The sequence below is a fragment of the Pseudomonas sp. RL_5y_Pfl2_73 genome (assembly GCF_963970515.1).
Lineage (GTDB): Bacteria > Pseudomonadota > Gammaproteobacteria > Pseudomonadales > Pseudomonadaceae > Aquipseudomonas.
Genome location: NZ_CAXAPD010000045.1, coordinates 1 through 17,550, shown reverse-complemented (window position 1 = coordinate 17,550; position 17,550 = coordinate 1). Strand labels below are relative to the sequence as shown.

The following is a 17,550-nucleotide window of genomic DNA, read 5'->3' as shown; positions in this document are numbered from 1 at the left end:
TTGGGTGATGTAGGAGCTGCCGGAGTGAAGCGAGGCTGCGATCTTTTCCCAGACACTTGAGTCTCAAGCGAACGATCAAAAGATCGCCGGCTGCGCAAGCTCCTACACAGCCCGGGGGGAGCAAGCTCTCCCTCGCCACGAAAGCGGTGTTCGGCTGTTACCACCCCCGCCCCGAATTGACCCAGAAATTCACCGACAAAGAGGTGGACACCGACTCCACCTGATGGAACCAACCTTCAGGTAAAAACAGCAAATCCCCAGCCTCCAGCGTCACGCGCATGAAGGCCACGTCGCGGGCGTGGGGGAAGCGCTGGTAGTCCGGCGCGTCCGGGTTGAAATCACAGCCGTCCAGCCCGCCTTGGGGCGCCGTGGACCAGGTGCCCAGGGCTGCGCGGTGGTGAGGCGCGGCGAGAGTAAAGGTTTTCTGGCCCCAGACCTGGGCGAACAGGTTGTCGGTGTCGTCGCGGTGCAGCGGCGTCAGGGTGCCCTTGGGGCCGATCCAGATGCGCGGTGGGATGAACAGCGAGCGGTCGAAGTAGGGCGGGTACTTGATCTGCTCCATCAGTTGCGCCGGCAGGATGTTGTTGCCCATGTAGGCCGGTGGTTCGCCGTCGGCGCCCTTGGTCGCCGGGCTGTCGAGGGAGGCGATGAAGTCGGCCATGGAGGTGGAGCGAAAATCCCGCTCGGTGGAGAAGGTCTTCTTCACGTAGTCACCGTGGCGGGTGATGCCTTGCAGTTCGGCAAAATGCACCAGGGACTCTTCGCGGCTGAGCTTGAACAACGGCCAGTCCTGCAAGGCATTGCTGATGACCAGTGGAATGCCGTGGGGCAAATAGCGCCCTTGAAACTCCTGCACCGACAGCCCGCTGCGAGGCCGACGCTCCACGCTGCGCTGGGTCGGCAGACTGGCGGTGAGTTTTTCGCTGAAGCGCGACGGCGTGGGGTAGCGCTTGTTCATGTCAACCTTTTCCACCACGCCACCGCCATGTCGGACATGATCGATGATCTGCGGCAGCAACGTCGCCAGGCCCATGTTGCCGCCGATCTTCAGGCGCCCGCTGGCGAACAGTTCCTCGACATTGGCCAGGCCGGCCATGATCCCGAGGAAGTCTTTTTCCGCCACCTCGATGGTGACGTCGGGGCTGGTGTGGCGGCCGGCCTGGGTGCGACTGCCGGCCTTGACCTCGGACCAGTACGCCTGGTGCGGGCCGAACACGAATTGGAAGACGCCTTCGATACCAACGGCGTGGGCATTGGCGAACAGCTCGCCCAGGATGGTTTGCAGGTCCACGGCGGTCACTCTTGCGGGTTTTTGGTCTTAGCAGGTAACGAGGGCCTGGATCAGAAATTTAGCTCCCATCGCTGCGTCATCGACCGTTGCCCTAGCGCGTCGCGACCATGAACACCCGGGGAAACGGCAGCAGTACCGTCCCATCGTCCAGGGCGGGATAAACCTGTTCGATCGCCTTGAGGTAGCGGGCCAGGTACTGCTCGCGTTGCGCCTCGTCCAGCCGCTCGAGAAACGGCCGCAAGGCGCTGCCCTTGAACCATTCCACCACGCCAGCGGCACCGCCGGCCAAGGGGTGATGGTAGGTGGTGCGCCACACATCGACGCGGCTGCAGTGGGGCTTGAGGATCGAGTAATAGGCTCTGGCATCCGCCATCTCAGTACGCGAATCAGCCGCCCCGGCCAGTTGGCTGGCCCAAGGCCCGTTGACGGCGATTTCCCGCATCAAGCGGTGGGAGGGCTGGTGCAGGTTGTCGGGCATCTGGATTGCCAGGCTGCCACCGGGAGCGAGCTTGCCCACCAGCGAGGGCAGCAGGGTGGCATGGTCGGGCAGCCATTGCAGTACCGCGTTGGCGAAGATCACGTCGAACGGCCCAGGTTCATCCCATCGGCCGATGTCGGCGGTGTCGAATGCCACGGCGGGCAGGCGTTTGCGTGCGGCGTCGACCATGTCGCTGGAACTGTCCAGGCCGCGCACCGTGGCGCTGTTGAAATGTTCCACCAACAGTTCGGTGGAATTGCCCGGGCCGCACCCCAGGTCGATCACTGAACGGGCCTGTGTGGGAGCAATGGCGGCGAGCAGGTCCCGGGCCGGACGGGTGCGTTCCTGTTCGAAGGTAACGTATTGTTTGGCGGACCAGCTCATGGCGTTCTCCTGTGTGGGGGAGTGAGTCGAGGTATCGCCAGTATAAGGTCGGGTGGGAAGATGAACCGCGTTATCGTTCATCGCGGGCAAGCCTTGCTCCGGCAAGGTGCCGTCATCTCGTAGCGAACGTCACGGTTTTGACTAAATCGGTGGGTTACGATCTCGTTATCTTCCTCACACGACCGATCGGAGAAAACCGCAGTGACCCAATTGACCTTGCTGTGCCTGCCTTATTCTGGCGCCAGCGCGATGGTGTACAGCCGCTGGCGGCGCAAGTTGCCGCAATGGCTGCATGTGCAACCGGTGGAGCTGCCGGGTCGCGGGGCGCGCTTTGACGAGCCGCTGCACACCGATGTGGGGCCGTTGGCGATGCAGTTGGCACGGGAGCTGTCCGCGACGCTCCAGGCGCCTTACGCCTTGTTCGGTCATAGCCTGGGCGCGCTGCTGGCCTGCGAGATCGGCCATGCCCTGCGAGAGCTCGGTTGCCCGGAACCGGTGGCGCTGTTTGCGTCCGGCACCGCGGCGCCGACGATGCGGGCCGACTACGACCGCGGTTTCGCCGAGCCGAAAACCGACGCTGAACTGATCGAGCAACTGCGCACCCTCAACGGCACCAGCGAAGAGATTCTGGCCAATGAAGAGCTGATGGCCCTGACCTTGCCGATCCTGAGGGCCGACTTCCTGCTGTGCGGACGTTTCCAGCCACGCCTGCGACCACCGCTCAACTGCCCGGTACACGTGCTCGGCGGCACGACTGACAAGGCCACCACGGAGCAATTGATTGGCTGGCGCCAGGAAACCACGGGCAGCTTTTCGGTGGACATGCTGGCCGGTGGGCACTTCTTCATTCATGAGCACGAGGCCAAGGTGCTGCGGCTGATCAAGGATCAGTTGAGCGTGCATCATCGGCGGCACGGGTTGGCCATCAGCGCCTGATCTGCGGATTCCAGAGCGGTTCATCGGTCCCTGTAGGAGCTGCCGAAGGCTGCGATCTTTTGATTTTGATCTGCTGATCTTTCGCTCGGGACTCAATGGGCAGGGGAAAGATCGCAGCCTCGTTGCACTCGTCAGCTCCAACATTCCCAAACGCTAATTTTTCCGGTCTGCATTCGTTTCATAGGGACGACTTGCCTTTGTGCCTTGTGCCCACTGATTCCGGATACCCCAGAAATGAATGCTGAAGACGCCTTGAAACTTGCTCGCCGGTTTATCGGGTTGCCCCTGGAAAAGCGCCGGATGTTCCTGGCCGCGCTGGACAAGGAGGGCGTGGAGTTCAGCGGTTTCCCCATCCCCCAGGGCGTCGAGGCCGAGGATCGCCAGGCGTTGTCCTATGCCCAGCAACGCATGTGGTTTCTCTGGCAGCTGGAGCCCGACAGCGGCGCCTACAACCTGCCGGGAGCGGTGCGGCTCAAGGGCGCGTTGAGCCTGCCGGCGCTGGAACAAGCCTTCGCCAGCCTGGTGGCCCGTCACGAAACCTTGCGCACGGTATTCCAGCGCCAGGCCGACGACAGTCTCTTGCAAGTGCCGACCGGTGCGCCGCTGATGATCGACCAGGTGGACTTCAGCACCTTGCCGGCAGCCGAGCGCGAGCAAGCGGTGCGTCGGGCTGCCGAGGAACAATCACTGCGACCCTTCGATCTGTCCAGCGGCCCCTTGCTGCGGGTCGAACTGCTCAAGCTCGATGATCAGGAGCACGTGCTGCTGCTGACCTTGCACCACATCGTTTCTGATGGCTGGTCGATGAATGTGCTGATCGACGAATTCATCCGCTGCTACGACGCCCATGAAGCGGGCGTGGCGCCGCAACTGGTCGATTTGCCGATCCAGTACAGCGACTATGCCCTGTGGCAGCGGCGCTGGCTGGAAGCGGGCGAGCTGCAGCGCCAACTCGATTACTGGCAAGCGCAGCTGGGCGACGAACATCCGCGACTGGAGCTGCCTATCGATTATCCACGCCCGGCACTGCCGAGCTATCGCGGTCGCCGCCTGGAGCATGTGGTGGACGCCGCGCTGGTCGAGCAACTGCGCGGCGTTGCCCGCCAGCATGGGGTCACGTTGTTCATGCTGCTGCTGGGGACTTTCAATATCCTGCTGCACCGCTATACCGGGCAAGACGACTTGCGGGTCGGTGTCCCGATCGCCAACCGCAACCGTCGGGAAATCGAAGGGCTGATCGGTTTCTTCGTCAACACCCAGGTATTGCGGGTGAAACTGGATGGCCAGACCCGTCTCGGCGACCTCTTGCGTGACATCAAGGAAACCGCCCTTGGCGCCCAGGCCCACCAGGACCTGCCCTTCGAACGGTTGGTCGAGGCGCTGAAACTTGAGCGCAGCCTGAGCTACAACCCATTGTTCCAGGTGATGTACAACCACCAGCCGGAAGTGGCCGACGTCACCACGCTGAAAGTGGGCAGCGGTCTGGAGTTGGGCGTCATCGAGTGGGAAACCCGCAGCACCCAGTTCGACTTGAGCCTGGACACCTACGAAAAGGGCGAGCACTTGCATGCGGCGTTCACCTACGCCAGTGACTTGTTCAACCCCGACACCATCGAGCGCATGGCTCGGCACTGGACGCTGCTATTGCGCAACATCGTCAACGATCCGCAGCAGCGCGTCGGCGAGCTTGCGTTGTTGGCGCCGGCCGACTATCGGCAGGTGGTGACAGAGTGGGCGCGCCACGACACGACCTGGCCGAGTGAGCGCCCGGTGCATGAACTGTTCGAGGCCCAAGCTCAACGTAGCCCGGACGCCATTGCCTTGATCTGCGATGGACAGCGATTGAGCTATGGCCAGCTCAATGCCCGATCCAACCGCCTGGCGCGCACATTGGTGGCGGCGGGGGTCGGTCCTGACGTGCTGGTGGGCATCGCCGTCGACCGGAGCCTGGACCTGGTGGTGGCCATTCTTGCCGTGCTCAAGGCCGGCGGTGCCTACGTGCCGCTGGACCCCCAGTACCCGGTGGATCGCCTTCGATTCATGATCGAAGACAGCGCCAGCCGTTTGCTCCTGAGCCAAAGCCATTTGCTTGAACGGCTGCCGGTGCCTGACGGCGTGCGTTGCCTGTGCCTGGATCAGGCCGAGTCCTGGGAAAGCGCTGAGCCAGGCAACCTGCAACGCAAGGTGTGGACCGACAGCCTGGCCTACGTCATGTTCACCTCCGGCTCGACCGGGCGGCCGAAAGGCGTCGGTATCAGTCATGGCGCGTTGAGCAAGCATGCGTTTGCCTCGCAGTACTATTACGGCTTGAACAGCGCCGACTGCGTGCTGCAATTCGCGACGTTCAACTTCGATGCCTTTAGCGAGCAGTTGTTCGGCCCGCTGACCTGCGGCGCCTCGGTGGTACTGCGCGGCAACGAGGTATGGGACAGCGAAACCCTGTACCGCCAGATCGTCGAGCAGGGCATCACGGTCATGGACTTGACCACCGCCTACTGGAACATGATCGCCAAGGAGTTCGCCGCTGTCGGGCCGCGTGACTATGCGGCGCTGCGCCAGGTGCACAGCGGGGGTGAAGCCATGCCGCCCGAAGGCGTGCAGGCCTGGCGTCGGGCTGGGCTGGAGCAGGTCAGGCTGCTCAACACCTACGGCCCGACCGAAGCCACGGTCACGGCCACCACCCTCGATTGCAGCGACTACGTCTTCAATCGCCGGCCGCTGCCGCTGACCCTGCCCATTGGTCAACCGCTTCCAGGCCGGCATACCTATCTGCTCGATGCGCACCTGGCGCCCACGCCGGTGGGGGTGACCGGTGAGCTGCTGATTGGCGGCGAGCTGCTGGCGCGTGGCTACTTTCAGCGCCCGGCCTTGACCGCCGAACGTTTCATCCCCGATCCGTTCTCCGCTAGCGGTGCGCGCCTGTATCGCACCGGTGACTTGGCACGCTTCAATGCCTTGGGCGAAATCGAATACGTGGGCCGCGTTGACCATCAAGTGAAGATCCGCGGCTTGCGCATCGAGCTGGGCGAGGTCGAAGCACGCTTGTTGGAACTGGCGGCGGTCAGCGAAGCCGTCGTACTGGCGGTGCAGGGGGGCAGCAGCCTGCAACTGGTGGGTTATGTGGTGCCCAAGGATGCATCGCTGGTGTCGGCTTCGGCTGATGAACAGGGTGCGGCGCGGGAAACCCTCAAAGCGCAACTCAAGGAGCACCTGCCGGACTACATGGTGCCGACCCAGTTGGTGTTCCTTGCGCAATTGCCGCTGAGTCCCAACGGTAAGCTCGACCGCAAGGCCTTGCCGTCAGCGGATGCCAGCCAGCTGCAGCAGGCCTATATCGCCCCCCGCAGCGAACTGGAGCGAGGCATCGCGGCCATCTGGCAGGACGTGCTCAAGCTTGAACAGGTTGGCTTGACCGACAACTTTTTCGAGCTGGGTGGCGACTCGATCATCTCGATCCAGGTGGTCAGCCGCTCGCGGCAGGCCGGGATCCATTTCACCCCCCGTGACCTGTTCCAGCATCAAACCGTGCAAGGCCTGGCGAGCGTCGCGCAACAGGGCGGCAGCGGGCTGCCGATCGATCAGGGGCCGGTCAGCGGCGAGCTGCCGTTGCTGCCCATCCAGCAGGTGTTTTTCGAGGATGCCATTGCCCAGCGTCACCACTGGAACCAAGCCGTCTTGTTGCGCAGCCATCTACCGTTGCGGGCACCAGCGCTGCTGCAGGCCCTCAACGCAGTGTTGGCGCATCACGATGCCTTGCGTTCGCGCTTCGTCGAAACCCCCGTGGGCTGGCGGGCCGAGGGGGCACCGATGGTGGTCGACCCTGAACTGCTGTGGACAGCGGACAACCTGAGCGCCGCTGAGCTGCAAGACCTGTGTGCCAAGGCTCAGTGCAGCCTCGACCTGCACAATGGCCCGCTGCTGCGTGCGGTGCTGGCGAGCATGGCCGATGGCAGCCAGCGTCTGTTATTGGCCGTGCACCACCTGGCCGTGGACGGTGTGTCGTGGCGCATCCTGCTGGAAGATCTGCAACGGGCTTATCAACAGGCCAGCGTCGGCGCCGTCATCAAGCTGCCGGCCAAGACCAGCGCCTACAAGGCCTGGGGCGAACATCTGCAGGCCTACGCCAGCACTGAAAACGTTCAGGCCGAACTGACGTTCTGGCTGCAACAACTGCAAGGCGCGGGAGTGGATCTGCCGTGGGATAACCCCCAAGGCAGCCGGCAAAGCCGTTACGCCAAAGTGCTGCACAGCCGTCTCGACAAAACCCTCACCCAGCAGCTGCTGCAACAGGCACCCGCGGCGTACCGCACCCAGGTCAACGACCTGCTGTTGACCGCCCTGGCGCGGGTGATCTGTCGCTGGACCGGCCACGCCGACACCTTGATCCAGCTCGAAGGCCATGGCCGCGAAGAGTTGTTCAAAGGCGTCGACCTGACCCGTACGGTCGGCTGGTTTACCAGTCTGTTCCCGGTGCGCTTGACCCCGGCCGATGGCGTGGGCGCCGCGATCAAGCAGATCAAGGAGCAACTGCGGGCGATCCCGAACAAGGGCATCGGTTTCGGAGTGCTGCGCTACCTCGGCGACGATGCGGCGCAAGCCTGTCTCAAGGCCTTGCCATCGCCGGGCATCACCTTCAATTACCTCGGCCAGTTCGACAGCAGTTTCGATGCCCGGGAGGGGGCGCTGTTCAGCCCGGCGGGCGAAAGCGCCGGGTCCGAGCAGAGCCTTGATGCGCCATTGGATAACTGGCTGAGTGTCGAAGGCCAGGTCTACGACGGCGAGCTCGACTTGCGTTGGACGTTCAGCCATGAGCAATTCAACGAGGCGACCATCGCCCGTCTGGCCGATGACTATGCCCGTGAACTGGAAGCGCTGATCGGCCATTGCTGCTCGGCCGCCTCCATGGGCACCACGCCGTCGGACTTCCCGCTGGCGCGCATCACCCAGGCGCAGTTGGACGCGATCCCAGTGCCCGCTGCCGCCATCGAAGACATTTATCCACTGTCGCCGATGCAACAAGGCATGCTGTTTCATACCCTGTACGAGCAGGGCACCGGTGCCTACATCAACCAGTTGTGCGTGGATGTCGATGGCCTGGACCCCGAGCGTTTCCGCGCGGCGTGGCAGGCGACCCTGGACGCCCATGAGATCCTGCGCAGCGGCTTCATCTGGCAGGGCGAATTGCAGCAACAGTTGCAGATCATCCACCGTCGTCTGGCGCTGCCCTACACCGTGCTCGATTGGCGCGAACGCCATGACATCGTCTTGACCCTCAAGGATTTCATTGCCGCTGACCTGGCCAAGGGGTTCGACCTGACCCAGGCCGGACTGCTGCGGGTCACGCTGATTCAACTGAGCGATGAGCGTCATCACCTGATCTTCACCAACCACCATATCCTGATGGATGGCTGGAGCAGCGCGCAGATGCTCGGTGAAGTGCTGCAACGTTATGCCGGTCAACAGCCGCCGCGCCCGGTCAGCCGCTATGCCGATTACATCCAATGGTTGCAGCGCCAGGACGCCGCGCTCAGCGAAACGTTCTGGCGGGCACAACTGGCCGATCTCCAGGAGCCGACTGTACTGGCGAACGCCGCTGCGGCGAGTGGCGAAATACGCAGCGAAAGCGGTCATACGCTCCGGCATTACCACTTGGATGCGTCGGGTACGGGCCGTCTCAACGCGTTCGCCCGCCAGCAGAAAGTCACCCTCAACACCCTGGTGCAAGCGGCTTGGCTGCTGCTGTTGCAGCGCTACACCGGCAGCGACTGCGTGGCGTTTGGCACCACCGTGGCCGGGCGACCGGCGGAGCTGGTTGGCATCGAACAACAGGTCGGCCTGTTCATCAACACCTTGCCGGTGATCGCCAGCTCGCGTCCGGACCAGACCGTCGCGGCCTGGCTGGCCGCCGTACAGGCGCAGAACCTGAGCCTGCGCGAGTTCGAGCACACACCGCTGGCAAGCATCCAGCGCTGGGCCGGGCAGGGCGGGGGAGCGCTGTTCGACAGCCTGTTGGTGTTCGAGAACTTCCCGATTTCCGCGGCATTGCAACACGGCACCGCCCAAGGCGTGGTGTTCGGCGAAGTCGCCAACCAGGATCAGACTCACTACCCGCTGACCCTGGGCGTGACCTTGGGTGAGACGCTGGCGCTGCACATGAGTTTCGACCAGGCGCATTTCAGCGTTGCAACCATTGAGCGCCTGAGTGGGCAACTGCTGCTCTTGCTGGAGCGGTTTGCCGAATCCGCCGAGCGTCGCCTCGGCGAGATTGCCCTGGCCGATGACGAGGAGCACAGGGCGCAACAGGCTGCCAACCACTCGCGGCCCTACCCGACCGACATGGCCGTGCATCAGCGCATCGCCCATCTGGCCGCGCACAAGTCGAACGCTACGGCGGTGATCTTCGATGGCCAGCGCTTCAGCTATGGCGAGATCGACCGGCGGGCCAACCAGTTGGCGCACGCCCTGATTGCCCGTGGCGTGGGGCCGGAAACCCGCGTTGGCGTGGCCCTGCCGCGCAGTGAGGGGGTGATCGTCGCACTGCTGGCGGTGCTCAAGGCCGGCGCGGCCTATGTGCCGCTGGACACCAGCTACCCACGGGAACGCCTGGCCTACCTGATCGAGGATTCCGGGCTGGCGCTGTTGCTCACCGACTCCCGGGTGTCGGCGCAACTGCCGCTGGAAGGCGCCGATCAGGTGCTGGAACTTGATCACCTGGACCTGAACTTGCAATCGGCCAATGCACCTTCGGTCACCGTCGATCCGCAGAACCTCGCCTACGTGATCTACACCTCCGGTTCCACCGGCAACCCCAAAGGCGTGAGCGTGGCCCACGGTCCGCTGGCGATGCACTGCCAGGCCATCGGTGAGCGCTATGAAATGCGCGACAGCGATTGCGAATTCCATTTCATGTCCTTCGCCTTCGACGGTGCCCATGAACGCTGGCTCACCAGCCTGACCCACGGTGCTTCGCTGCTGATTCGTGATGACAGCCTGTGGACCCCGGAACAGACCTACAACGCCATGCGCGAGCACGGCGTGACAGTGGTGGCCTTCCCACCGGTGTACCTGCAACAACTGGCCGAGCACGCTGAGCGCGAGGGCAACCCGCCGAAGGTGCGCATCTACTGCTTCGGCGGCGATGCGGTGCCTAACGCCAGCTTCGAACGGGTCAAACGCGCCCTTGATCCGGACTACATCATCAACGGCTATGGTCCGACCGAAACCGTGGTCACCCCGCTGATCTGGAAGGCCGGCCGCGATGTAGCGTGCGGCGTCGCCTATGCGCCCATCGGCAGCCGCATCGGCGACCGCAGTGCCTACGTGCTCGACGCTGACTTGAACCTGCTGCCCCAGGGCATGGCTGGCGAACTGTACCTGGGCGGCAGCGGCCTGGCGCGGGGTTACCTGAACCGTCCGGGCCTGACGGCCGAGCGTTTTGTCGCCGACCCGTTCAGCAGCAATGGCGGCTTGCTCTACCGCACCGGCGACCTGGTGCGCCAGCGCGCCGATGGCACTTTCGATTACCTGGACCGCATCGACAATCAAGTGAAAATCCGCGGTTTCCGCATCGAACTGGGTGAAGTCGAAGCCAGCCTGCAAGCCCTGGACGGCGTGCGTGAAGCCGTGGTGGTGGCCCAGGAAGGCGCCGCGGGCAGCGGCAAGCGCCTGGTGGCCTATGTGGTGGCCAATGAAACCGTGCAACAGGATTTCGCCGAGCACTTGCGTGACCAGCTCAAGGCGACCCTGCCGGCACACATGGTCCCGGCTTATCTGCTGCTGCTCGACCGCCTGCCGTTGACCCCCAACGGCAAGCTCGACCGCAAGAACCTGCCCAAGCCCGACGTCAGTCAATTGCAGCAAACCTACGTGGCCCCGCGCAGCGCGCTGGAGCAGCAACTGGTGTCGATCTGGCAGGACGTGCTCAAGCTTGCGCAAGTGGGCCTGCGGGACAACTTCTTCGAACTGGGCGGCGACTCCATCGTCTCGATCCAGGTGGTCAGTCGTGCTCGGTTGGTTGGTATGCACTTCACGCCGAAGGACCTGTTCCAGCACCAGACCATCGAGGCCCTGGCCGCCGTGGTACAGACGGGCGCGCCGCTGCAATTGATCGACCAGCAACCCGCGACCGGCGAAACCGCACTGCTGCCGATTCATCAATGGTTCTTCACCCAGCCGATCCCCGACCGCCATCACTGGAATCAGTCGGTGATGCTCAAGCCGACCCAGACGCTGGATGCACAGGCGCTGGAACAGGCCTTGGGCGCACTGCTCGTGCACCATGACAGCTTGCGCCTGGACTTCATCGAGCAGGGCGAACGCTGGGCCGCGCGTTACCGTGACGTCGAGGCGCAGGCCGTCGACACGCTGCTCTGGCAAGCCGACGTCGCCGATCTTGCCGCACTGCAAGTGCTGGGCAACCAGGCCCAGCGCAGCCTGCGACTGGAGGGCGGGCCGCTGATCCGCGCACTGCTGGCGAACCTCGCCGATGGCACGCAGCGGCTGTTGCTGATTGTCCATCACCTGGTGGTGGACGGTGTGTCCTGGCGGATTCTGTTCGAAGACCTGCAAAGCGCTTATCGCCAGACCCTCGCCGGCGCGGCGGTGCAACTGCCGGCCAAGACCAGCGCGGTCAACGCCTGGACGGCAGCGTTGCAGGGCTATGCCGCCAGCGCACCCTTGCAGGCCGAACTGGGCTTTTGGCAGCAGCAGTTGCACGGCGCCCCGGCGGGCTTGCCGTGGGACAACCGCCAGGGCGGGCAGCAACATGGCCAAGCCGTGACGATTCGCACGGCACTGGACAAAAACCTCACCCGGCAACTGTTGCAGCAAGCCCCGGCGGCCTATCGCACCCAGGTCAACGACCTGCTGTTGACGGCACTGGCGCGGGTGATGGTGCGCTGGACCGGCGATGACAGTGTGTGGGTGCAGCTCGAAGGCCACGGCCGTGAAGAGCTGTTCGAGCACATCGACCTGACCCGCACGGTCGGCTGGTTCACCAGCCTGTTCCCGGCCCGCTTGACGCCGGTCGCCGATGATATTGGCGCCTCTCTGAAGCAGATCAAGGAACAACTGCGCGCCATTCCCAACAAGGGCATTGGCTTCGGGGCCTTGGCGCACCTGGGCGATGACCTTGCGCGTGAAACCCTGCAGGCCTTGGCGAAACCGCAACTGACCTTCAATTACCTCGGCCAGTTCGACGGCAGTTTCGATGACGCCGCCGATGCCTTGTTCGTGCCGACCACAGAGCGCGGGGGCGAGGAAGTGAACCTGCAAGGTCCGCTGGGCAGCCCGCTGGCCCTTGACGGCCAAGTGTTCGGCGGCGAGCTGGACTTGAGCTGGACCTTCAGCGGCGACCTGTTCAATACCGCGACCATCCAGCGCCTGGCCGATGACTACGTGCAAGAGCTCACTGCGCTCATCGCCCATTGCTGCGACAGCCACAGTGGTGGCGTGACGCCGTCGGATTTCCCTCTGGCGCGGCTGACCCAGGCACAACTGGACACATTGGTCCAAGCCCCCCAGGCCATCGACGACCTCTACCCGTTGTCGCCGATGCAGCAGGGCATGCTGTTTCACTCCCTGCTCGGGCAGGGCGGCGACTACATCAACCAGATGCGCCTCGACGTCGAAGGCGTCGATCCGCAGCATTTCCGCGCGGCCTGGCAAGCCGTGGTCGATGCCCATGACATCCTGCGCAGCGGCTTCTTCTGGCAGGGCGACCTGGAGCAGCCAGTGCAAATCGTCCAGCGTCAGGCCGAGGTGCCGTTCCGTGTGCTCGACTGGAACGGGCGGACGGAGATGGAAGGCGCCTTGCAAGCCCTCGCCGATGAAGAACGAGCCCAAGGCGTGGACCTGACCCAGGCACCGCTGATGCGCCTGGTGCTGGTGCGCACTGGCACGGATCGGCATCACCTGATCTACACCAACCATCACATCCTGATGGACGGTTGGAGCAGCGCGCAGTTGCTCGGCGAAGTGTTGCAGCACTACCGTGGCGACGCGGTAGCACGTCCGGCTGGTCGTTATCGCGATTACATCGCCTGGCAGCAGCGCCAGGACGCGAGCCTCGGCGAAGGGTTTTGGACGCAGCAATTACGCACACTGGATGAGCCGGTGCGTCTGGCCCAGGTGTTTGCGCGCCCGGCGCAGGACGTCTCGGCGAAGCTGTACGGCCATCACCACATGCAGTTGGATGCACAGCAGACCCAACGCCTGGCCGAGTTTTCCCGCGAATCTAAAGTCACCGTCAACACCCTGGTGCAAGCGGCCTGGCTGCTGCTGTTGCAGCGCTACACCGGCAAGGCCAGTGTGGCGTTCGGCGCGACGGTGGCGGGACGGCCGGCGGACCTGGTGGGTGTCGAGGGCCAGATCGGCCTGTTCATCAATACCTTGCCGGTCATTGCCAGTCCGCGTCCGGAACAGGCGCTGAGCGACTGGCTGCACAGCGTCCAGGCGCAGAACCTGGCCTTGCGCGAGTTCGAGCACACGGCGCTGTTCGACATCCAGCGATGGGCCGGGCTGGGCGGCGAAGCGTTGTTCGACAACATCCTGGTGTTCGAGAACTACCCGATTTCCGAAGCCCTGGAGCACGGTGCGCCCGAAGGCTTGCGTTTCGGTGCCGTGGATAACCTGGAACAGACCCACTACCCGCTGACCCTGCTGGTCAGCCTCGGTGCCGAGCTGGCGGTCCAGTTCAGCTACCAGTGCGCCAGTTTCGCCCCGGCCTCGGTCGAGCAGATCGGTGTGTATCTGCGGCGCTTGCTGCTGCAAATGACCGACGGTACCCAACGGCCCTTAGGTGAACTGAGCTTGCTCGACGACGATGAAGCCCGCCAGCACGTGCAAGGCTGGAACGCCACAGCGGCCGATTATCCACAGGTGCGTTGTGTCCATTGGTTGTTCGAGGCCCAGGCCCGCCAAACGCCGGATGCCACCGCGCTGGTGTTCGCTGAACAGGCGCTGAGCTATGCCGAGCTCAACGTTCGGGCCAACCGCCTGGCCCATCGCTTGATTGAACAAGGCGTGGGGCCCGATCGATTGGTTGGGGTCGCGCTGGAGCGTGGCGTGGAGATGATTGTCGCCTTGCTGGCCATCCTCAAGGCCGGTGGCGCCTATGTGCCGCTCGACCCGCAATACCCGGCCGACCGGCTGGCGCACATGATCGAAGACAGCGGCATCGAACTGCTGCTGACCCAAAGTTCGCAGCTCAACCAATTCGCGGCACTCTGTGGGAGCGAGCCTGATCGCGATGGCGGTGGTTCAGTCAATGGTGATGGTGGGTGTGCCGAGGCTATCGCGAGCAGGCTCGCTCCCACAGGAGTTTGCGTTAACACGCTGGTGTTGGATCAGGAGGGTGACTGGCTCGACGGTTATGCCTGCGAGGCGCCGGCGACGCGCCTGGATGAGGAGCACTTGGCCTACGCCATCTACACCTCGGGTTCCACCGGCAAACCCAAAGGCGTGATGGTGCGGCACGGGGCACTGGTGAATTTCGTCACCAGCATGGCCCGCGAACCGGGTATCGCCGCCATTGATCGGGTGTTGTCGCTGACCACGTTCTCGTTCGACATCTTCGGCCTGGAACTCTACGGCGCGCTGTTGAGCGGTGCCTGCGTGGTGCTGGTGGACAAGCAGAGCGCCCACGACCCCGAAGCGCTGCTCAAAACCATCGATAAGCATCAGGTCAGCGTGGTTCAGGCCACGCCATCGACCTGGCGCATGCTGCTCGACCATCCAGCGTCCGCCTTGCTGGCCGGGCGTAAATGCCTGTGCGGTGGCGAGGCGTTGGCCGAGGACCTGGCCGAGCGGCTGCTCGATGTCGCCGGTGAAGTCTGGAACCTGTATGGCCCGACCGAAACCACCATCTGGTCGGCGGCCTACCGCTTGACCGCCGAGCAGCGCCTGCCGTACCTCGGCCGGCCGATTGCCAACACCGCGCTGTACATCGTCGGCGATCACTTCGCGCCGAACCCGGTCGGGTTGATCGGCGAACTGCTGATTGGCGGCGACGGCCTGGCCCGGGGTTACCACGCGCGGGCGGCGCTTACCGCCGAGCGATTCCTGCCGGATCCGTTCGGCAACGGCGCACGGGTGTACCGCACCGGTGACCTGGCGCGCCAGCGTGGCGACGGCGTGATCGAGTACATCGGCCGGGTCGACCATCAGGTGAAGATCCGCGGCTTCCGCATTGAGCTGGGGGAAATCGAAGCCTGTCTGCTGGCCCAGGCGTCGATCCGCGAAGCGGTGGTGGTGCCACAGCAAGGGCCGGGCGGCCTGCAGTTGGTGGCGTACCTGATCGCTGCCCATCCAGAGACAGCGGAACCGGCGGCCCTGCGCGAAGCCCTCAAGGCCCAGCTCGCGCCGTTGCTGCCCGACTACATGATGCCGGCGCACTGGCTGTTGCTCGAACGCTTCCCGCTGACCCCCAACGGCAAGCTCGACCGCAAGGCCTTGCCGTTGCCGGACGCCCAGCAACTGCTGCGTGCCTACGTGGCGCCCGAGGGCGCGCTGGAGCAGGGCATCGCCGGCATCTGGCAAGACGTGCTCAAGCTCGAGCGAGTAGGGCGCGACGACAACTTCTTTGAACTGGGTGGGCATTCCCTGCTGGCGACGCAAGCGACGGCGCGCCTGCAAATGCAGCAAGGCGCCGCGGTGCCCCTGGACTTGCTGTTCAGCACCACGTCCCTGGCCGACTACGCCGCCCACCTGGCGGCCCACCTGACCCCTCACTCCAGCGACGACCTGAGTGAGATGCATGATTTCCTGGCAGACCTGGAGACCCTTTGAATGACTCAGCTCGATAACCTGTCTCTGGTTCAGCGATTCATCCGTTTACCGCTCGCCCAACGGCAAGCGTTCCTGCACAAGCTGCACAGCAAGAACATGAGCCTGGCGACGTTGCCGATCCCGGCGATGCGCGACGAGTTCGCGACGCTCGACCTGTCCTACGCCCAGGAACGCCAGTGGTTCCTCTGGCAACTGGACCGCCACAGCGCGGCCTACCACGTGCCCACGGCGCTGCGCTTGCGCGGCGCCCTCGACCTGCCGGCGCTGCAACGCAGCTTCGACGCCTTGCTGGCCCGTCATGACGTGCTGCGCACCGTATTCATCGACAGCCCGCAAGGCCCCCAACAAGTGGTGCAGGCCCACTTGAGCCTGGCGATCGAGCCCAAGGTGGTGTCGGGGCCAGCGGATGAGGCTGCGCTCAAAGCCCTGATCGATGATGAAATCGCTGGATTGTTCGACCTGCAACAGGGGCCGCTGCTGCGGGTCAAGCTGCTGCAACTCGCTGCGCACGACCATGTGCTGGTGCTGACCCAGCACCACATCATCTGCGACGGTGCGTCGGCGCAAATCATGGTCAATGACCTGGTCCAGCTCTACGCCGCCCACCGCAGCGGCCAAGCGCCGACCCTGGCGCCTTTGCCGATCCAATACGCCGACTATGCGATCTGGCAGCGCAAATGGATGGAGACCGGCGAACTGGAGCGGCAACTGGCCTATTGGACCGAACGGCTGGGCGATGTCGGCGAAGTCCTGCCGTTGCCAACGGACCGGCCGCGCCCGGCGGTGCAGAGTCATCGCGGCGCCCGCCTGGATCTGAGCGTTGACGCCGGGCTGACCCAGGGCTTGAAGCAACTGGCCCAGCGCGAAGCCTCGACGCTGTTCATGGTCTTGCTGGCGTCGTTCCAGGCCTTGTTGCACCGCTACAGCGGCCAGTCGGACATCCGCGTCGGCGTGCCGGTCGCCAACCGTAATCGCCCGGAAACCGAAGGCCTGATCGGCTTTTTCGTCAACACCCAAGTGCTTAATGCCCAGGTGCGGGGCGATTTGCCTTTCGAGCAATTGCTGGCGCAGGTCAAACAGGCTTCGCTGGGGGCACAAGCCCATCAAGACCTGCCGTTTGAGCAGTTGGTGCAGGCACTGGCACCCCAGCGGCAGGCGAGCCACAGCCCGCTGTTCCAGGTGATGTTCAACCACCAGAGCGGCGGCGCGGCCCAGGCGCTGCAATTGCCTGGGTTGCAGGTCGAGAGTCTCGACTGGAGCTCCCATACCGCCCAGTTCGACCTGACCCTCGACACCCATGAGACCCACGGTGAACTGGCCGCATCCCTGAGCTACGCCACCGACCTGTTCGACGCCAGCACCGTGCAGCGCCTGGCCGAGCACTGGCTGAACCTGTTGCGCGGCATCGTTGCCAATCCCCAGCAACGCATCGCTGAACTGCCGTTGCTGACGGCCACCTTGCAACAGCAACACATCACCCAATGGAACCCGGCCCCGCGCAGTTTCCCGGGCGAGGCCTGCCTGCATCAGCGCATCGCCGAACAGGCGCGTTCGCGTCCCGACGCCATCGCTTTGCGTTGCAACGCCCAAACCCTGACCTACGGCGAACTCAACGCCCAGGCCAACCGCCGCGCCCGTCAGTTGATCACTCACGGCGTCGGCCCGGATGTGCTGG

At 64.2% G+C, this 17,550-nt stretch carries 5 protein-coding genes; 3 read left to right on the top strand and 2 right to left on the bottom strand.

The window, feature by feature from the left end; genetic code table 11:
- Window positions 1-157: 157 nt before the first annotated feature.
- Together AACY42_RS26665 and tam are read right to left on the bottom strand one after the other, a co-directional pair.
- Complete coding sequence (locus AACY42_RS26665; protein ID WP_339483429.1) at window positions 158-1,291, bottom strand: cupin-like domain-containing protein; 1,134 nt, start codon at window positions 1,289-1,291, stop codon at window positions 158-160.
- 91 nt (window positions 1,292-1,382) lie between these two features.
- A complete protein-coding gene (gene tam, locus AACY42_RS26660) occupies window positions 1,383-2,153 on the bottom strand; it encodes a trans-aconitate 2-methyltransferase (protein WP_339483427.1) in 771 nt (256 codons plus the stop codon).
- A gap of 201 nt (window positions 2,154-2,354) precedes the next feature.
- Here tam and AACY42_RS26655 point away from each other — a divergent pair, with 201 nt between their 5' ends.
- From AACY42_RS26655 to AACY42_RS26645, 3 genes are all read left to right on the top strand, one after another.
- Window positions 2,355-3,089 (top strand): thioesterase II family protein, encoded by a 735-nt coding sequence (locus AACY42_RS26655; protein ID WP_339483426.1) that lies wholly within the window; start codon window positions 2,355-2,357, stop codon window positions 3,087-3,089.
- A gap of 234 nt (window positions 3,090-3,323) precedes the next feature.
- On the top strand, window positions 3,324-15,875 hold the full coding sequence (locus AACY42_RS26650) for a non-ribosomal peptide synthase/polyketide synthase (protein WP_339483425.1): 12,552 nt from the start codon (window positions 3,324-3,326) through the stop codon (window positions 15,873-15,875).
- The coding region (locus tag AACY42_RS26645) for a condensation domain-containing protein (RefSeq protein ID WP_339483424.1) at window positions 15,876-17,550 on the top strand (1,675 nt) is incomplete at its 3' end.